Source organism: Rubritalea profundi (assembly GCF_002954445.1).
Taxonomy (GTDB): Bacteria; Verrucomicrobiota; Verrucomicrobiia; order Verrucomicrobiales; family Akkermansiaceae; genus Rubritalea; species Rubritalea profundi.
This window is the reverse complement of record NZ_MQWA01000001.1, coordinates 1,225,039-1,242,492: the sequence shown is the minus strand read 5'-3', so window position 1 is coordinate 1,242,492 and position 17,454 is coordinate 1,225,039. Positions and strand designations below refer to the sequence as shown.

The following is a 17,454-nucleotide window of genomic DNA, read 5'->3' as shown; positions in this document are numbered from 1 at the left end:
GGGGAGACCTGCAAATAGAAAATTTAACTCGATAAAAAATTATGATGAATCTCTTCGATCTAACTGGAAAAGTAGCCTTAGTGACTGGCTGTAAGCGTGGCATAGGTATGGCAATGGCAATGGCAATGGCAATGGCAATGGCAATGGCAATGGCAATGGCAAAAGGCCTGGCCGCAGCAGGTGCAGACATCATTGGTGTCTCAGCCAGACTGGAGTTGTCTGGTTCTGCAATAGAAAAAGCTGTGATGGCACTCGGTCGCAAATTTACAGCTTACCAGTGCGACTTCTCAGACAGAGAGTCGCTCAAGGCATTTTCAGCAAAGATGCTTTCAGAGAATGGAGCCCCCGATATTCTTGTGAATAACGCAGGGACAATCCTCCGTGATCCAGCGGCCCAACATTCAGATGAGTACTGGGACAAAGTGATCGAGGTGAATCTAAATGCTCAATTTATCCTCAGCCGTGAAATTGGCGCAAAGATGATAGAGCGAGGTAGTGGGAAAATCATTTTCACGGCATCATTACTCACATTCCAAGGTGGGATGACAGTCCCCGGGTATGCAGCGTCTAAAGGTGCGATTGGCCAGTTGACCAAAGCTCTTGCTAACGAATGGGCAAGTAAAGGGATCAACGTCAATGCCATCGCTCCAGGATACATCGCGACCGACAATACCGAAGCTCTCAGAAATGACCCAAACCGCGCTGAGCAAATTCTCTCGCGTATTCCAGTTGGGCGATGGGGGAGCCCTGAAGACTTCGTCGGGCCTACTGTCTTCTTAGCATCTGATGCGGCAAGCTATGTGAGCGGTGAGATCCTAGTCGTCGATGGCGGATGGATGGGGAGATAGGTTGCTGAAAATAGCTGTTAGGTCGTTTATTTGACGTTGATACTGGGGGCGATGAGTAGCACGCGCTGGTTTTGGAAGGCTTCTAGCTGATTGAGGAAGCTGTCTATCTGTTGGAGCTTGTGGCTGCCGAGCAGACCGAGGGTCTGGCTATTGAGCAATTCCTGGCGCAACTGCAATACAGGAGTCTGAGGCTGGGAGGCCTGGATGAACTCGTGCTTATCTTGCTGTGGTTGGGTGAACATGCCTTCGATTGCGCTTTTTGGCTCAGGTAGAAGGTGGACTTTGACCTCGTCAAGCTTGGCTTGGATAATCGCGTGATCGATCGCTTGGTTGAGCCCGCCTAGCTCGTCTATTAGACCGATGGTGAGGGCGTCTTTACCTGAGTAGACGCGACCGCCAGCGAGTTTTTCGAGTGAGCCTTTGAGTCGGTCACCACGTCCATCGATGATGCGTTGTTTAAAGGTCGCATAGACGTCGAGCATTGAGTCGCGAATGATTTTGGCTTCTTCGGGGGTGTAGCCTCGGGTGGTATTCATGAGGTCGGCGTGCTTGCCACGTTTGGTGGCGTGCACATCGATGCCGAGTTTTTCGAGGGCGTTACCGATGATAAACTTCATACCGACTACACCAATAGAGCCAGTAATCGTACCGGGTTCGGCGAAAATGTGGTCGGCACCTGCTGCGACGTAGTAGCCGCCACTGGCAGCGACAGCCCCCATGGATACGACGAAGGGACGGTCAGTGGCTTTGAATTCATCAGTGGCTTCCCATAGCACATCGCTGGCGAGGGCGGATCCACCTGGTGAGTTCACACGCAGCACGAGAGCTTTACAGTTCTTGTTGCGGGCTGCCTTGAGGATTTCCAGCCGCACAGGGGCGATAGAGCGTCGGTGATGGTGCCTTCCAGCGGGATGACGGCTATGTAGGGGGAGTTAAATTTGTCTTCACCACCAGAGTTGAGCATGACCTTGACGAGGTCGAAAATACCATTGATCTCAGGGCCGTTTAGGTCGGGGAGTTGGTATGAGCGGTCGAACTTCGTCTCCTCGGCGTAGTGGCCGCGAATTTTAGCGATGAAGTCTGTTCGGTAGTCGAGGTGGTCGACTAATTTGAATTCGAGTGCCTGCTGTGGGGTGATGAGGCCGCGATCGATGATAGCCTTCATTTTCTCAGAGGAAATACCGCGCCCTTCAGCGATCTGGCTGGTGATTTGTTCGAACAATGAGTCGAGCAAAGCGGCTTGCTGCTTGGCGGCGTATTCGCTCGGGCAATCACGGTAGAATGTTTCACCGGCGGACTTGAAGTCGCCAATGTGGATGACTTCGACTTTAACTCCCACCTTATCGAGCAGTTTTTTGAAGTACATGTTTTCTCCGTAGAGCCCAGTGAGCATGACGTTGCCTGCTGGCATCAGTGTCATGTGGTTAGCTGCGCTGCCTAGTAGAGCTGTGGTGGTAGAGAGGTATTCGGTGTAGAGCCAGACGTCTTTACCTGCCGAGCGGATGCTGAGTAGATGGTCGCGGATTTCCTGAATCTGAGCGAGCGACAAGCCTGATGAGTCGACATCGAGCACAACGGCCTTGACCTCAGTATCACTGGCGGCGCTCTGCAAACTCTGGATGATGTCGAAATGGGTGAGGGGGCGTGATGGGTTACCTATGCTGAGCAGACCAGATAAACTATCGGAGCTGATGCCTGTTTCGCTGACGGGGTTTTCAATGTCGTAGATGGCAACTGTAGGGGCGGAGTTGAGCGTGGTAGCGCTGATTATCGCAGCTCCAATACTGGTGGTGAGGAAGTGGGTGAGACGGAGTTTCATATGCGTTTTATTTTCTGGTGAGGGCCTCTGGTAGTTCTAGTTTAGCGAGGACTGCTTTATCGGGAGCGTGGTTTAGCGAGCATTCGAGGATGGAGAATTGGTTGCCCATCATGCCGGGGTGAGTGAGAGTTTGGAATTGACGTATCAACTTAGCTGGCGGTGCTTGTTGCTTATTCTCGATAGCCTTGAACCATGGTTTGGCAATCTGGATAAGAAAGCGTGACTGACTGTCGAAATACTGAGGTTCGAATCCAGCTGACTGATAGGCTAGCGCTAGCTGAGTGAAGTCGACATGCGCGGTGATGTCTTGCTCACCGGCGTTCACCAATGGAGTTTCATCGGCGGTCTGATTATAAAATGTTCTGAGTGTGCCAGTGGTTCTTCTCTCGGCGTAGTAGTCGCTGCGAATGTGGCCGTAATCGATGGTTAGCACCATGCCATGTTCGAGAACTGAGGCGCATACTTTGGCGTATGCTTCGAGCCCAGGTCGGTATTCGGTGGTGTAGCCATCGGGGAGTGGCGGCAGGTTGTTGCAAGACTCTAAAAGCTGAGGCGAGTGAATAGCTTCTGTGATGGAGGTGAAGTCGTCATTATGATTGACTACGTGCAGCTCACGCCACTGGCCGTCCTTTTTTGTGATGAGTTTGACTGGGAAGGCATCGATGAGTTCGTTGCTGAGCAGGATTCCATGCTTTTTAGCCTGTTTGATGCCGCTGAGAGTTGCGTGAAATTCCACAATTGCGCTGTGCTCTTTTAGAGTGGATACCTGTACTTTTTGCATGCTCGCGAGTGGCTCGCAGATGGTGTAGCGGACTTTTTTGTATAGATGAGGGAAGTCGGAGCGAAGCGAGTCTAGGATGTCGCAGGCTAGCTGACCGGTGTTAGCGCCGAGCTCGATGAGGTCGAATTGCCCTTCGATGTGGTTGACTCTAGCGTAGTCGGCAAGGCGGTAGCAAAGTAGCATTCCAAAGCATTTACCGACACTGACCGAAGTAAAAAAGTCTCCACTTCTGCCAACTCGCGCATCGCCTTTACTGTAGTATCCCCATTGTGGGTGATAGAGGCAATCGCTCATCCATTTGTCGAAGGGCAGTGGTCCAGTGGTGGAAATTTTCGTTTTCAAGTGAGAAACTAAGCATCTGGGGGTTGCAGTATTCTCGTCAACAGGGTAAGTGTCTTGAGAGTCAGTTTCCAAAGCGGCTGGCGTATTGTTCCTCATCATGATTCGTAAGAAGTTTAACTCACGTAGAAAAGTCCGCAAGAAGGCAATCTTCCTAAGGGTGTGGTTTCTTACATTAGTCTTTGTCGGTATACTTGGAGTGGTGGGGGCTTTGATTGGCTATCGCATTGTCTCTGAGTCGTATAGAGAGCGAGCCAATGAGTATGATATGGCTTTAGTGAATGTGATTGAGCTTCCAAGTTTGATCTATGATCGTGAAGAACGTGAGATTGGACGTCTATTTGTAGAGAATCGGAGCCCTATTCCGATCGAAGAGATCCCTCAGAAAATGATAGACGCCTTGGTTTCTGGCGAGGATAAGCGCTTTTTTGATCACAATGGGGTCGACTTTATTGGTATCGGTCGCGCGGCGTATTTGAATTTTAAATCCGGTGATGAAGATTCGGGAGCGAGTAGTCTCACCATGCAGCTGGCTCGGAATGCCTATGACCTTAAAGGCGAGGCTCTGGAACGAGAGGAGAGTAATTATGAGAGAAAATTGGTCGAAATCTACTTGGCCCAGAGAATTGAGAAGCATTATACCAAGCAGAAAATCCTCGAGTTCTACCTCAACCGCGTGGCTTTCGGTAGTGGCTATTTTGGTGTGAGGTCCGCCTCTTTAGGCTATTTCGGTAAGGAGCCAAAAGACCTGGATACTCAGGAATGCGCATCTCTAGTGGGCTGTATAAAGAACCCCTCTATTTTCTCGCCACTCAGAAGTAAGAAAAACAACAAGAAGGCTCGTGATCACGTGCTCAATCGTATGGCGCTGGAGGGGAGGATTACCTCATTTGAGCGAAATCGACTTCAGGCCTTACCGGTGGTGACGAATCCCAATCCAATTCAGCGCAATACCACCCACATCTATGACCGTATTGCGGCAACTGTGAAAAATCATGTCTCAGTGGATGCCTTAGCAAAGGGGGATTTACGTATCTTTACTTCGATTGATCGGGATGTCCAGCGGGCCTTGGAAAAGAGGTTGAAGAAGCAGTTAGCCCTCGCTGAGACGCAAGAAAACTATAAGCACCCACTTTATGCGGAGTATAAGCGTACCGCCACTAGCCGGCCGAAATACTTGCAAGGTGCTGCTTTGATGATTGATAACAGCACTGGAGAGGTCATTGCCTATGTTGGCGGACGGGATTTCTCTCACTCGCAGTATGACTTTATCGAGGCGGGTAGAAAGCCTTTGGGAACCGCCTTTTTTCCATTCATCTATGCGGCTGCTCTAGAAGCTGGCGAGACACTTTCTTCAAGGCTAATCGATGAAGCCATGGATAACCGGCAAGTGATGATTGACGGAGTGGAGGGAATTCTAGGGGAGTGGGGAAGTGAGGTGTATGAGCCTCGCTATGAGGGTGAGGTGCTTTTACGCCACGCTCTAGCAAATTCAAAAATTGCGGCGACTGTCCGCTTAGGCCGTAAAGTCGGATTAGATAAGGTACGCGTGATAGCCAAGCGCTTTGGATTTGCAATCCCAACGACCAAGGAATTACCACGTGAGTTGATGGGGACTGAGTCAGTCTCTCTCTCCGAATTGGTGCGAGCTTATGCCGCATTTGCCAGTAATGGCTCTACACCATCGAGTATGGTGTGGGTGACGCGTATTGAGCGGGGAGACGGGACTGTAGTGTATTCAAACGGTGGAAATGAAAGGCGCACTAAACAGACTCCTATTTTACATCCCGCGACAGCTTACCTGACGCATTCGATGTTGGAGTCTGCGCTCAAAGAAGGCAGTGGTAAACGTGGTTATGATGCTGCAGGCATGAAAGGATTCACTGGTGGTGGAAAGACGGGGACGACGAGCGACTTTGCCGACAATTGGTTCGTCGGTTATAACAGTAAGGTGAGTTGTGCCGTTTGGGCTGGTTTCTGGGATGGCTCGCGTAAGGAAATTTATCCAGGCGCGTTCAGTGTCGACACGGTGATGCCAGTTTGGGCTGATGCGATGAAAATCTATCAGGATAAGTATAAGCCAGGACCGATTGCCCGACCCGCTGACATTGAGGTGATGAAAATTTGTAAGACCTCGGGTCTACGGGTCACTCTCGAATGCGAGGAATACGAACGGAATCTCAAGACTGGAAAAATGGAGACTGTGAGTACTGTCGCAAATGAATTCTATTACGTGAAAAATCGGCCATTGAGTTACTGTGATAAGCATGGCAGTGGCTCCAGAGGTTCTGATGCGAGCGCGTTTATAATTACAAAAATCGGAGGACCAAGGAACTATAAGGATATTCAACCAGTGCAACCGGTTGCTCCGACCTTGTTAGGGGATGATCCTTACAATTCATCGCAACCTGCATTTGTCCCAAAGGATCTCACTATTTCTGCCACATCTAGGGGGCTAGAGGCCGTAAATCCAGATGTTTTGACCGACCAAGATGATGTTTCAGCTATTCACATGAAACGTCCTGGTAAGGTGCTAATCATTGTCGATTGATACAGCATCATTTTCAATATTGGTGGCTTGCCTATTGGGAGTCTCTCGTTAGTCTTGCGCGTGGCTATGGTAGAAGGAAATGCGATAAAGGGATTTATTTGCCCTCGTTGCCGCCTATTGGTCTCGGCAAGTACCGAGATGTTAGGGGCAGACGTCGCGTGCCCAGGTTGTCGTTCAAGCATTCGAATCCCAAGCATTGATCCGTCTATGAGCTCTGAAGGTCCCATTGTTCAGACAATTGACTTTTATATACCACCCCAAAATTTTTCTTCCGAGAATTGGAGGGACGACTTGCCGATAGAGGTATTAGCAGCTCAAACTAGATATCTTCCGTGGGCTATGCTATTGCCCGCATTCGCTGTTGGGAGTGGTCTTTTGGTGAGCCTCATCGTATTGCTATTCTTTACAGATTTGGGACCAGTTGAACAGGTCCATCCTGTAGAGGTTGCTAGGGTGGAGAATCGTGTCCAAACCTCTAAAGCTGTAGTTGCTCCGACTGCAGCTGAAGTGAAAGAACTTTTGACTCAGCTTTCTCAGGCGAAGACTCTTAGCGAAGTCACGCAGTGGCTCCGAGATGTCCCAGATCTTCAGACGAAATTGGCTAACTACTATAAAAGTGGGGAAGTTTCTGTGAGTGGCCCAGTGAACGTTTTCGAAGTTAAGGGGTTCTCGAATAAAACAGGATTCTATCCATTTAGAGCGTTGTTAGATGATGGGGTTAGCAGGGCTGGTGTGGTGTCGCAAAATTCCAGTGAAAATTGGGTAGTCGATTGGGAGTCCTATGTAGGTTACTGTGATATATCATGGGATGAGTTACCTAAGCTGCAGCCAAAACAACCAAGCCTAGTGCGTGCCATTCGTGAGAGAAACGAATACTATAACCAAGGGTTTAACTCTAAAGAGTGGCAGTCGTTTAAGCTGAGCTATCCCAAATCAGAAAAAACCTTGATTGGTTACGTGCGTCGGAATGATTATTCGATTAACCAGCTATTGCCGATTGGAAATCGATTCGGAGCGATGAAAGTGACACTTAAAATTCACTATCCTAAGAATGTGAGTGACCCAAGACTTGTGATCATTGATGAAGTGATTGCTGCTGACTGGATCGTTACGAAAACAAAATAACTTTATGAAGACTAGAGAAGTCCTGAGCTCTTATAACAAAGCTCTAAGAATCAACTTGGATCAAACCAAGTACGGAACTTTTGCTGAAATTGGTGCTGGTCAAGAAGTGGTGAATTGGTTCTTCCGCGCTTCGGCTACGGCGGGCACAGTCGCCAAGTCCATCTCGGCATACGACATGACAATGAGCGATGAGATCTATGGAAAGTCCCATCGTTATGTTTCGCGTGAGCGTGTGACGGCCATGCTGGATCATGAATATGAACTCTTGATTGAGCGTCTCGCTGAAGAACGCCACAATAAAACTACTTTCTTTAGCTACTGTAACACGGTGAGAGCCCGTGGGTATAAAGATAAAGAGGAATGCCACGGGTGGATGGGTGTCCGTTTGCAGCTTAAACCGGGTGAAAAACCGTGTGATATTTTATGTCACGTTAGATTACTAGATGAGGAGAATATGGATCAAATGGAAGCCTTAGGCATCATTGGTCTGAACTTGATGTACGCATCCTTCTACCATCGTGATAATCTCGGACGCTTCGTTGACTCATTAGTAGATAATCTTACCGCTGGCCGAGTCGAAGTCGACATGTTGAAATTTCTTGGAGAAGGATTCCGCTTTGTTGACAACCGGTTGTGCTCACTCCAACTGGTGCAGAGTGGACTCACCGCTGCTGCTATGTTTACACCAGAGGGTGAAGTTGTACAACCCGCTGAAATTCTCTATAAAAAGTCCGTAGCCTTGCTCCGCGGTAGCTTTGATCCAGTCACTCATCTGCATCTAGATATGATGAAGCAGACAAAGAAGAGTTTTTGTGGAGAATTAGACGACGATCAAAAAGGACGCTTCATTAGCCTGTGTGAGATCTCCATGAATAACCTTTTGCGCGGTGATGGAGGAGAAATTGACCACGTGAAATTTATAGATAGAGCAGATGCTTTGCAGGCATTAGGTCAGACATTGTTGATATCAAATTGCCCCGAGTTTCATCGGATTGCAACCTACTTGAGTCGTTACACCAAGGAGCCAATAGCTATTATCTTGAGTATTGGATTACTCAATGAACTGTTCAAAGAGAAGTGGTCAGAAAATCTTGAAGGAGGAATATTAGAGTCCTTTGGTCGATTATTTAAAAATAAAGTGTCGCTCTATGTCTACCCATGGAAGAATCGAAAAGATGGAGAACTCGTGACCGCCGAAAGCTTCAACGCACATGAGAAAGCTCAGCACCTCTACCAGTACCTGCTTCAAAATAGATTGGTACGCTCAGTAGAATCTGGCGACGAGAGTCTGCTGAACTATACTGGCCGCGAGATTCAAAAAATGATCGCTGAGGGCAGTGAGGAATGGAAAGATCTGGTGCCTCAAATAGCCCATAAAGCAGCAATGCACATTCATTAACGACTGACTATGGATCCATCTGTAACAGACCTTCGAGGCTTACTTCACTACGTTCCCCAGTTTTTAGGGAAACTTTTTGTGGTGGATATTGACTGGGGAATCCTCTCCGAGTCTTCCCAGGCCGAGATAGTGATGGACTTGAGCGCTCTGCAGTCGATCGGTGTGCGTCTGCTGATTGTTTCAACTGAGCAAGAATTGGAGTCTATTATTGACTGGGCGGTTGATCACGACTTCCGGTCATCGGTGGTTGCTGAAGGTTCTCCTGTCGATCAGCTCAAGGGGGTTTTAGGACGTGGTCAGGCGGCTTTACTCAAGCGTGGTAACATACTTTTAGCCGGAAATGTGATTGAAACCTCTGTCTCATTAGGGGCGGCTAAGTTGATCGCGTTGACTGATTTCCAGCCATTGGAAGAAAAGGGTCAGCAGCTCAAGTTCTTGCGGGTGAGAGAAATCAAAACTCTGAGTTCCCAGCTAACAGGTAAAGAACAACAGCTGCTAAATGCCGCAGCTTCAGCCTGCGCTTCTGGGGTTGAGCGGGTACATTTACTGGATGCATCTGTGCCAGGCGTTTTACTTAATGAGCTATTTTCTCACGAAGGTGTAGGGACGATGGTGTACGGTGGTATCTATCGACAGATTCGGATCTTGAAGGAAGAGGACATTTCTGAGCTTCTCGGCTTGATCGGGCGATCTGTTCGCAGTACGCACCTAGTGCCTCGGAGTTACGAGCAAATTGCTGAATCTTTAGACGATTACGCGGTGATGGAGGTCGACGGACACGTAGTTGGTTGCGTCGCTCTTTACCAACATGGCGAGGTCGGTGAAATCGCCTGCCTTTACGTGAAGCAAACGCATGAAGGGACTGGCTATGGAGCCGATCTCGTACGCTTTATGGAAGAACGCGGTAGAGAACGAGGAATACAGTCTGTCTTCGCCCTGACGAACCGAGCTGCTAAGTTTTTTACGGAACAAATGGAGTATCAACCATCAGCTGTCGATACTTTGCCGGCTGAACGGCTGAGAGAACTTCACGATAGTGGGCGAGAGTCTCAAGCGTTTACAAAAGTCCTGTAGCTATGTGACTGACGCGCAGCGCGGCTAGAATCCAATCATTCGGCGCCCCTTCGGCCTCAGCTCCGCTGACGATCTCACTCAACCTTAAAAACCCATCATTATGGTAAGATGACTGTTCAATTGGTATAACGTGGTGTCAGCGAATGCTTAAGATTAGCGGTCGGTGGTCGCTCGCTTTGTCCGTGGCTGGTAAATCAAGAATGAAAGATTTCTGTAAATCAACATGGCCGCGCATACTTGGCGAGACGAAGACGTAGTCAAAGCGTGAGTAGACATCCTCATAGCTCCAATAGTGAGTCCATTTATCGCCATTCGAATCCTTAAGGGTGAGAGAGCGTAGGAAATTAGGTTGGTGCTGGTGCCCCGCGATAGTTCGAACAGCGGGAGATTGTTTTGTGTCGTTGAAGTCGCCGTAGACGATCAAGTGAGAATCACCAGCAGCGAACACGCTGTCGATATGCTTACGTAAAAGGGCAGCTTCGCGTCTCCGGATTTGTGCTTGGTCCCAGTACTTGCTCGGGCGCTTAGATTTGAGATGCACGCCTATGAAACGCGTCGATCCAGATGGAAGCTCAATGCTGACATCGAGAATGCCTCGCAGCATCATGTGTCGCTTACCATCGAGTAGGTAAGTCAGCTCACTTGGCTTGTGGGTCTTGAGTCGGAGTTTAGAGAGTATAGCTAGCCGCCTATAGCTATCCGCACCTCCATGTAGATAAGTGTAAGGGTAGAGGAGGCCTACAGTCTTGAGCTGGGCGCTGAGGTGGTCGAGGTCTGCCTGCGTGCCGATTTCGCAGACTCCTAGTATATCTGGGGACACTTTCTTGATGTTGCCGATGAGATCTTCAATCTCAAGTGCTGGCTTTGGCCGGACATTTTTCTTATTAGACCCCCTCTGCATGCTGAGGTAGTTGCGAAGGTTATATGACATAAAGCTTATGGCTTTGTCCTCTGCTGTTATTGGTCGGGCTATTGCATCGGCGAGTGCGCTACCCGTGTTGCTAGCCTCAACTGGGCCTTCAGGCTCGACCCAGTCGGGCGTCTCTTGTTTTGAGTCACAATGACTCAGTAAGCAGCCGACCACGCAACAAAAAGCCCCACGAAGCAATGCTTGTGGGGCTAGAAATTTAGTGAGAAAAAGCATAAAGCTTAAGCTTCTTCGTCATCTTCGATTTTCTTCTTTTCTGTAGGTTTTTCAGTCTTATTGACCTCCTCGTGCTCAGCACGAGTGATTTCGTGTTCAAATTCTTCGCGAGCTCGCTTGAATTCGCCCATGCTCTTACCTACGCCGCGGGCCAGTTGTGGAAGCTTCTTCGCTCCAAATAAAAGAAGGATCACAATGAAGATGAGAACCATCTCGCCACCTTGCGGCAGAGAGATGAAAGAAAGTGTTGTGTTCATAATTGTTATACTAGTGTGTAAATGGGCGAAATGCAAACGCATTCGCTATGTGAAAATGAGCTCCTGTCAAGCTTATCCCGTTTGAAGTTACGCTACTTACGACCAAGTTCTTTCGATTTTTCTGTCGAGGCTTCCACCGCAGCGATCGTTGCAGAGCGAAATCCGTTGTCTTCGAGAGCTTTGATAGCGGCAATGGTGGTGCCACCAGGGGAGGTCACCATGTCGCGTAATATTGCTGGATGAAGTCCTGTCTCAGCCACCATTGAGGCGGCACCTAAGACAGTTTGAGTAGCAAGTTCAAGCGCTTGAGGACGTGGTAGTCCCTTGAGTACACCACCATCTGCCATGGCCTCTATAAAAGTATAGACATAGGCTGGGCCACTTCCTGAAACTCCTGTGACTGCATCCATCAGTGATTCGGGTACTTCTACCACCGATCCCACAGATCCGAGTAATTTGCAGGTTGTTTCAGCATCGGCTGAGCAGGCATTGGAGCCTGTTGTGTAGGCTGCCGCTCCTTTACCGATTAGAGCTGGGGTGTTTGGCATACATCGAACAACACGAGCTGAGCCGGGAAGGGCTTGTTCGATCTGCACGAGTGCCATTCCAGCAACAGCAGAGATGAGCAACGTGCCATCGAGGCACTCAGGAGACTCCGCCAGTTCGATCAGTACGATGGGGGTAATATTGGGCTTGGTGCAAATGTAGACAACGTCGGCTTTGTTCGCGAGGTCGGTGTTGCTAGCTACAGCATTGACTCCGAGCTCTTTAGCTAGAGCTGCTCGGGTTTCTTCCGTGCGGGAGGACACATAAACATCCTTCGCTTTTACGATTCCATTTTTCAGTGCTCCCTCAAGCAGAGCACGACCCATTTTACCGCAACCAATCAATCCTAGTTTCATGACTTCAATGTTAGAACTACTTGGTGTTGCTGTCGAGAAAAGCTTGTCGTTGGCTTTGTTGCTTCTATTCTAGCCTCGTTACTAGGATATAACTTTAGCGGGAATTTTGATGACTGACTTGCTTTGCTAAGATAGCTTTCTTTCGTCTCTAATGAAATGTGTCTAATGAAATCGGCTAAAAAAATATCACTTTCTTCATGTAAAAGAAGTAGTTTTCGTGGCTGCGCGTCGCGTAGTTTTTTAATGGTTCTCGCGGTGTTGTTGTCCGCTAATTTAACAGCCACTTCAGCTGAATATGTTGAGATCACTCAGAAGAAATCAAAGAAGACCCTCTCGGTAGAAATTCTCAGTTTTGATGGAAGCGAGATCACATTCGTCACGCGCCATGGGAAGAAATATACAATCGACTCCAATTTGCTCACTGAAGATTCCCTCAAGGCATTGAAATCAAAGGCAAAAGTGAAATCGACCGCTCAGCAAGAGCTCTATTCTAAAGTGAATGGGTGTCTTGGTCAGCCGCTTTTTACCGGAGACAAAGGTTTGTGGGAGCAGCCGGCAGGAGTGGTTGCTAAACGTTTGGGGTGGCCTAGAGAGTCACAGACCGACCAATCGAGCAGCTACCGCTACTATCCTCCGAGGGACTACCAATTTCTTGGAACGCACCCTTATTCAGCGACTCTCTATGGCGGCCAGGGTGGGGCGACAAGCCATCTGTCATTGGTATTTGCTAATAAAGGTGACTTTGGCAGTACATCAGGAATGGGCCCAAATCATTTCAAGAAGTTGCACCCAGAGAAAGTCTTACCAAACACATTAGAGGAAACTATCGAAATGGATGCTGAGCTGATTTCAGAATCTCTCAGTTCCGCTTTAGGTGAGTCTGTGAAGCAATACTATGGGGAAAAGGAAGATCGCCGTAAAGTGAAGCGTTGGAATCTTGAGAGTCATGCATTTCTTTTGTCCGAAGTTGAGGGTGAGTACACGAGCCTGCTGGTGGTTTCAAAAAAAATGCGGACATGGAAGGCAAAGTCGCATTTGTGAAGGATTCTGAGTTAAAGAAAATAGTATCCAAAAATGTGAAGAAAAATGATAATGGAGATACCTTCATTGATAATATACCTATGGTCGATCAAGGACCCAAAGGCTATTGTGCTCCTGCTACTTTTGAGCGGGCAATGCGCTATATGTTAGTGCCTGCTGATATGTACCTGCTCGCTACATTAGCCACTTCAGCTGGGGGCGGGACAAATACTTCAGCCCTCGCTGATAGCTGTAAAAGGATTGTACGCAGCAAGGCGAGAAGAATTAAGGACTTGGACCTAGAGAAGGACCTTAAAATGAGAAAAGTAAAGACCTACATCGACAAAGGAGTACCGATTCTTTGGTGCATGAGGAGTCTTGAAGAATACAATGCCATAGCCAATGTTCGCTCCAAGGAACGAGCTTCTGTGAAGGATTTTTTTCAGTGGGGAAAAACTATTTCGCTCGAAGCCGAATATGTATCTAAACGGCTTGAGCTCAACGAAAGTAATTATCATATCTGTATGATTATTGGCTACAATGAGGAGACCAATGAGCTTGCTGTGAGCGACTCATGGGGCGCGCGTTATGCTTTACGCTGGGTACACATTGACATTGCCAAAGCGGTGACTTCCCGAGGGGGATTTGTCATCGACCTATAATTTGAACATCTAGAGTGTTGGACTGGTATAGTGTTACGCACCATGTTTTGGGATTCGGCCCTAATAACTCAATACGTAAATCTACGCAGCTATGAAAGAAACGAATTCCTTTAGTTTCAGAGCTAGCTCACAATTTTACAAATATTGATGCGTGTCAGTATATTAACAAGTGGAGGGGCTATTTTTTACGAGTTGCTATGTCCACAGATTCTTGAATAGTCATTGCCATATGAAATGGATTTTGGCGTACTGGATCGCACTCTCAGTTGTCGTGCTGGCGCAAGAAAAGGCTAAGGAGTTAACCGTGACCGAGACCTTTGATGTGAAGGGCGTGATTGCGGAACCCGTGAGAAAACTAGCCAAGCCGGCGATGCTACCTCAGGCTGGAGAACCCCAGTTGTTGATATTTTCCTCTAGCCTTGAGGCTCAGGAACATGTGCGTCAGGGGTTTGCCATGATCCATGCTTCATGGGATTTTGAAGCCTACCGTCATTTCACCACCGCTGTGCAGGTTGATCCCCAGTGTCTGATGGCGTATGTTGGCATCGTTCTATCTCTCACCAGTCCACAGCACGAATTCCACGAACAACGAGCAAAAGCTTACAACCGAATGCTCACTCTAGCGGAATTCAAAGCCGATGGGGAATTCTACTACCCTGAGAGCGAGCGGATGTACGCGGTTGCTATCGCAGAGTTGGTAGCCAATGGCCTAGGCAATAGTTTGCGCGTCCTTAAACAATTAGCCAACAATTACCCCAATGATCTACAGGCTCAGCTCCTCGTGACTTACCTTTCACGTGGTGGCTATAATGCCCTTGGAAACCCTCGGGTAACTCAGCGGCAAGCGATCGCACGGTTCAAAGATCTAGTAAAGCAAAACCCCGAGGACCCGATGGCTCTGAACTTTCTGATCATGGCTCAGGCTGAGGCCCCATACGGGGCCGTAGATTTTAAAAATGAATTGCTGCCTCTCGCTCTCAAGCTCACTCAGATGAGTGAGGGTAAAGTTGCAACCTGGAAGTCCTTGTTAGGCTTCATAGCTTGGCGTAGCGGAGATGCTGAGCTAGCTGAAAAATCTTTTCGCGAAGCCATTGCACTCTTCCAACAATGGCAAGAAGCGAACAAGCTGGGTATTGCTGATAACCCAGGGCTTGTCAGAGCGCAGTTGTTTTTAGCCACAGTACTGCACGCTCAAGGGAAAACCAAAGTAGCTGCTGAATTAGTAGCCTCAATTCTCAAAGTGAAAATTGTGAGTGGTCGCGAGTATTCCGCTGGAGCCCTCACACTCAAATGGTGTGGTCAGTTGATGCCATTCAAAATGCATCTAGAGCAAGGGAAATTGCTTTCGGCTAAGGATTCATTACCTAAGCCGGCAACGACCAATCGTCGTGATATGGACCCTTACAGTGCTATCTTGTTAGCGTACAAACTTTACGCCAATGCCATTAATGCCGTTGAAAAGTCTGATGTCATCACAGCGCGTAAGTATCATACAAAACTGGCATTGATCTTGTCCGATATGCAAAAAATGCAGGCGCAGGTCAGCCAGAGCTACGAGTTTCCATACTTCTTACCAGTTTTGAGCGCGCTGGTTGTCCTACATAAGGAACTTACTGCTCACATCTCAGAGGAAGACGGGCTCGCTTATAATTGGTACCAAGCCTCTATCGAAGCTCAGTCCTCTGAATCGCGGCTGCTTCCTCCTGAAATTCTTTTCCCAATAGAATACCGGATGGGTCTCTACCAAAAGAAAGTGGGGAAGAAAAACCAAGCGAAAGAATCGTTTCAGAAGGCTCTAAAGCGCCGCCCGCTCTATCTAAAAGCGCAAATTGAGCTCGATTCTCTCAATCAATAGCCTCTTTTGAGGTCAACTATCCCAATGGCTCTTGCTCGTTACTTTTTGCTAATCCTTACTCTCACTTTGGTGAGCTGTGATAAAATGTTCCCTGAGAAAAAAGCGGAAGAGGAGGAGGAACTAGTCAGCCCCGAAGAAAAGAAAGCACTCGATAAATTTGGGAATAGATTGCCGGAGGCGTAGAGAATTTGGAAGATGGAATGGTATTCGTATTTATGTCGTAAATGAGAATAGGCTGTTCAAGTTGGGACTCAGAGCGTAAGGGATTGGCATGGAAGAGAGAGATCTAGGAACACAGCCATTGGATGCTATGATGACAGCATGGGGCATGAGCAACAACGAGGTGGTTGCTGTCTCTACTGAGCAGCTAACGCATAAGCAAATTCAACGTGCTCGCAATGGCCGCCGTTTGTCACTCAAGATGATGCAGAAGGTCAATCGCGCCTTCAATGTCACTATCTGGTTCAAGCTCAGCGATGTGCAAAAAGAAACGTACTTCGAGTACATGCACAAGCACCTCTTCAACTACGCCAAAGGCTATGATGCCGACTTCGCTGACCCAAATGAAGCGCTTCGCAAAGTCATCGCAGCCGGTAGCGAAGAAGCTTAATTCAACTTAGAGAAGATCCTGATGGAAGTAGATTTCATCATCGTAGGTCAAGGCCTAGCCGGCTCCGCGCTCGCTATGGCACTCATCCGCCGTGGCAAGTCCGTGGCCGTGGTCGATAGTAATGACCCATCCGCCGCCAGCCGTGTGGCTGCAGGGCTCGTGACCACTCTCGCGGGCAAAGGGATGAACCCCGCGTGGCGCCAATCAGAATACCTGCCAGAGGCGATGGACTACTACCGGACTCTGGAACAGGAGACTGGAATCCAATTGTTCTATCCACATCCAGTGCTACGCTTATTTGCCGATGCTAAGGAAGCTGCTAAGTTTAGCTGTAAGGCGGAATCGGTCTCAGAATGGGTGGCTAAAGACGTCGTCGAAATCCCACCGAACCAACTCCATGCTGAGTTTGGGGGATTTGAAATGGCACACGGTGGTAGGCTTGATACCTTGGCCTACCTCAGAGTGGTGCGTGAGAAAATTGAGGCCGAAGGAGTTTATCTTGAGCAAGCCTTCGATGAAACATCGCTAGAGCTTTCAGAGCAAGGGGTCTGCTGGAATGGCATCAGCGCTCAAAAAATAATTTTATGCCAAGGCTATGCGGGATTGGCTACTGGTCGGTTCTCACAGCTCAAGCACCGCAGTGCCAAAGGTGAAATGCTGACTGTCCGAGTTGATCAGTTAGGTTCTGATAGAATTCTCAGCCGCAATAGCTGGATGGTGCCTTTAGGCGATGGTTTATGGCGTGCCGGAGCAACCTATGAATGGGATGACCTCAGCACGAATCCCACCAAACAAGGACGAGCCGAAGTAGAGCAAAAAGTGGCAGATCTCACATCTCTCCCGTTCGAGGTGGTCGGCCACGCCGCCGGAGTGAGACCCATCATCCACCGTAGCCAACCGGTGATCGGACTGGACCCCAGCTGCCCGCAGCTAGGCTTCTTCAATGGTCTAGGATCGAAAGGCGTGATTACAGCCCCCAGCGTGGCAGAACATTTCACCAGCTACCTCCTAGGAGAATCAGACCTCGACCCAGAGCTCTCGCTCGAACGGGTCGAGCGAGTCTAGTTA

17 protein-coding genes are annotated in these 17,454 nt (G+C 48.6%); 11 read left to right on the top strand and 6 right to left on the bottom strand.

All coding sequences use genetic code 11. From position 1 onward, the window contains the following. The first annotated feature begins 41 nt into the window (after nt 1–41). Entirely contained in the window at nt 42–848 is an 807-nt protein-coding gene (locus BSZ32_RS05385) for an SDR family oxidoreductase (protein WP_105042484.1), read from the top strand. Between the two features lie 26 nt (nt 849–874). On the opposite strand, the gene sppA is transcribed toward BSZ32_RS05385, so the two are convergent. Genes sppA through BSZ32_RS05370 form a run of 3 tightly spaced genes read right to left on the bottom strand, consistent with a single transcriptional unit; the run spans nt 875 to nt 3,790 of the window. Further along, the gene (gene sppA / locus BSZ32_RS05380) at nt 875–1,720 is read right to left on the bottom strand and encodes a signal peptide peptidase SppA (RefSeq protein WP_165788660.1); all 846 of its coding nucleotides are present in this window, start codon (nt 1,718–1,720) and stop codon (nt 875–877) included. Further along, on the bottom strand, nt 1,657–2,667 hold the full coding sequence (locus BSZ32_RS05375) for a S49 family peptidase (protein WP_105042482.1): 1,011 nt from the start codon (nt 2,665–2,667) through the stop codon (nt 1,657–1,659). The genes sppA and BSZ32_RS05375 overlap by 64 nt, the downstream gene beginning before the upstream one ends. A 7-nt stretch (nt 2,668–2,674) precedes the next feature. Then, nucleotides 2,675–3,790, bottom strand: coding sequence for a class I SAM-dependent methyltransferase (locus BSZ32_RS05370; protein WP_165788659.1), 1,116 nt, complete (start codon nt 3,788–3,790; stop codon nt 2,675–2,677). Nucleotides 3,791–3,887: 97 nt separating this feature from the next. Between BSZ32_RS05370 and BSZ32_RS05365 the strand changes: the two genes are divergently transcribed. The 4 genes from BSZ32_RS05365 (at nt 3,888) to BSZ32_RS05350 (ending at nt 9,936) form a co-directional block, all read left to right on the top strand. Further along, a complete protein-coding gene (locus BSZ32_RS05365) occupies nt 3,888–6,338 on the top strand; it encodes a transglycosylase domain-containing protein (RefSeq protein WP_105042480.1) in 2,451 nt (816 codons plus the stop codon). A 339-nt stretch (nt 6,339–6,677) separates the two neighbouring features. Next, on the top strand, nt 6,678–7,463 hold the full coding sequence (locus tag BSZ32_RS05360) for a polysaccharide biosynthesis/export family protein (RefSeq protein WP_105042479.1): 786 nt from the start codon (nt 6,678–6,680) through the stop codon (nt 7,461–7,463). A 4-nt stretch (nt 7,464–7,467) separates the two neighbouring features. Continuing rightward, nucleotides 7,468–8,862 carry a nicotinate-nucleotide adenylyltransferase gene (locus tag BSZ32_RS05355; protein ID WP_105042478.1) on the top strand — a complete coding sequence of 465 codons (1,395 nt, stop codon included), beginning with the start codon at nt 7,468–7,470 and terminating at the stop codon, nt 8,860–8,862. A gap of 9 nt (nt 8,863–8,871) precedes the next feature. After that, nucleotides 8,872–9,936 (top strand): GNAT family N-acetyltransferase, encoded by a 1,065-nt coding sequence (locus tag BSZ32_RS05350; RefSeq protein WP_105042477.1) that lies wholly within the window; start codon nt 8,872–8,874, stop codon nt 9,934–9,936. Nucleotides 9,937–10,072: 136 nt separating this feature from the next. Here BSZ32_RS05350 and BSZ32_RS05345 read toward each other — a convergent pair whose 3' ends face one another. The 3 genes from BSZ32_RS05345 to proC all read right to left on the bottom strand — a co-directional run bounded on the left by BSZ32_RS05345 (nt 10,073) and on the right by proC (nt 12,239). Then, nucleotides 10,073–11,080, bottom strand: coding sequence for an endonuclease/exonuclease/phosphatase family protein (locus BSZ32_RS05345; protein ID WP_105042476.1), 1,008 nt, complete (start codon nt 11,078–11,080; stop codon nt 10,073–10,075). 5 nt (nt 11,081–11,085) lie between these two features. Continuing rightward, the gene (locus tag BSZ32_RS05340; protein ID WP_105042475.1) at nt 11,086–11,337 is read right to left on the bottom strand and encodes a Sec-independent protein translocase subunit TatA/TatB; all 252 of its coding nucleotides are present in this window, start codon (nt 11,335–11,337) and stop codon (nt 11,086–11,088) included. A 92-nt stretch (nt 11,338–11,429) separates the two neighbouring features. Then, nucleotides 11,430–12,239, bottom strand: a complete 810-nt coding sequence (gene proC, locus BSZ32_RS05335; RefSeq protein WP_105042474.1) for a pyrroline-5-carboxylate reductase — start codon at nt 12,237–12,239, stop codon at nt 11,430–11,432. Nucleotides 12,240–12,500: 261 nt separating this feature from the next. Between proC and BSZ32_RS05330 the strand changes: the two genes are divergently transcribed. From BSZ32_RS05330 to BSZ32_RS05310, 6 genes are all read left to right on the top strand, one after another. After that, nucleotides 12,501–13,280, top strand: coding sequence for a hypothetical protein (locus BSZ32_RS05330; protein WP_129589605.1), 780 nt, complete (start codon nt 12,501–12,503; stop codon nt 13,278–13,280). Further along, the gene (locus BSZ32_RS05325) at nt 13,256–13,921 is read left to right on the top strand and encodes a C39 family peptidase (RefSeq protein ID WP_105042472.1); all 666 of its coding nucleotides are present in this window, start codon (nt 13,256–13,258) and stop codon (nt 13,919–13,921) included. The genes BSZ32_RS05330 and BSZ32_RS05325 overlap by 25 nt, the downstream gene beginning before the upstream one ends. A 229-nt stretch (nt 13,922–14,150) precedes the next feature. Then, on the top strand, nt 14,151–15,776 hold the full coding sequence (locus tag BSZ32_RS05320) for a tetratricopeptide repeat protein (RefSeq protein ID WP_105042471.1): 1,626 nt from the start codon (nt 14,151–14,153) through the stop codon (nt 15,774–15,776). Between the two features lie 24 nt (nt 15,777–15,800). Next, nucleotides 15,801–15,959: a hypothetical protein gene (locus BSZ32_RS18700; RefSeq protein ID WP_165788658.1), complete on the top strand. Its 159-nt coding sequence runs from the start codon at nt 15,801–15,803 to the stop codon at nt 15,957–15,959. A gap of 88 nt (nt 15,960–16,047) precedes the next feature. Continuing rightward, the gene (locus tag BSZ32_RS05315) at nt 16,048–16,386 is read left to right on the top strand and encodes a hypothetical protein (RefSeq protein WP_105042470.1); all 339 of its coding nucleotides are present in this window, start codon (nt 16,048–16,050) and stop codon (nt 16,384–16,386) included. 21 nt (nt 16,387–16,407) lie between these two features. Continuing rightward, nucleotides 16,408–17,451: an NAD(P)/FAD-dependent oxidoreductase gene (locus BSZ32_RS05310; RefSeq protein ID WP_105042469.1), complete on the top strand. Its 1,044-nt coding sequence runs from the start codon at nt 16,408–16,410 to the stop codon at nt 17,449–17,451. Nucleotides 17,452–17,454: the final 3 nt, after the last annotated feature.

Excerpts from the sequence above, each read along its gene's own strand:
- BSZ32_RS05315 (WP_105042470.1), top strand. The coding sequence starts at position 16,048 with ATGGAAGAGAGAGATCTAGGAACACAGCCATTGGATGCTATGATGACA.
- BSZ32_RS05365 (WP_105042480.1), top strand. The coding sequence starts at position 3,888 with ATGATTCGTAAGAAGTTTAACTCACGTAGAAAAGTCCGCAAGAAGGCA.
- proC (WP_105042474.1), bottom strand. The coding sequence starts at position 12,239 with ATGAAACTAGGATTGATTGGTTGCGGTAAAATGGGTCGTGCTCTGCTT.
- BSZ32_RS05320 (WP_105042471.1), top strand. The coding sequence starts at position 14,151 with ATGAAATGGATTTTGGCGTACTGGATCGCACTCTCAGTTGTCGTGCTG.
- BSZ32_RS05310 (WP_105042469.1), top strand. The coding sequence starts at position 16,408 with ATGGAAGTAGATTTCATCATCGTAGGTCAAGGCCTAGCCGGCTCCGCG.
- BSZ32_RS05360 (WP_105042479.1), top strand. The coding sequence starts at position 6,678 with ATGCTATTGCCCGCATTCGCTGTTGGGAGTGGTCTTTTGGTGAGCCTC.
- BSZ32_RS18700 (WP_165788658.1), top strand. The coding sequence starts at position 15,801 with ATGGCTCTTGCTCGTTACTTTTTGCTAATCCTTACTCTCACTTTGGTG.
- BSZ32_RS05345 (WP_105042476.1), bottom strand. The coding sequence starts at position 11,080 with ATGCTTTTTCTCACTAAATTTCTAGCCCCACAAGCATTGCTTCGTGGG.
- BSZ32_RS05355 (WP_105042478.1), top strand. The coding sequence starts at position 7,468 with ATGAAGACTAGAGAAGTCCTGAGCTCTTATAACAAAGCTCTAAGAATC.
- BSZ32_RS05375 (WP_105042482.1), bottom strand. The coding sequence starts at position 2,667 with ATGAAACTCCGTCTCACCCACTTCCTCACCACCAGTATTGGAGCTGCG.
- BSZ32_RS05340 (WP_105042475.1), bottom strand. The coding sequence starts at position 11,337 with ATGAACACAACACTTTCTTTCATCTCTCTGCCGCAAGGTGGCGAGATG.
- BSZ32_RS05385 (WP_105042484.1), top strand. The coding sequence starts at position 42 with ATGATGAATCTCTTCGATCTAACTGGAAAAGTAGCCTTAGTGACTGGC.
- BSZ32_RS05325 (WP_105042472.1), top strand. The coding sequence starts at position 13,256 with ATGGAAGGCAAAGTCGCATTTGTGAAGGATTCTGAGTTAAAGAAAATA.
- BSZ32_RS05350 (WP_105042477.1), top strand. The coding sequence starts at position 8,872 with ATGGATCCATCTGTAACAGACCTTCGAGGCTTACTTCACTACGTTCCC.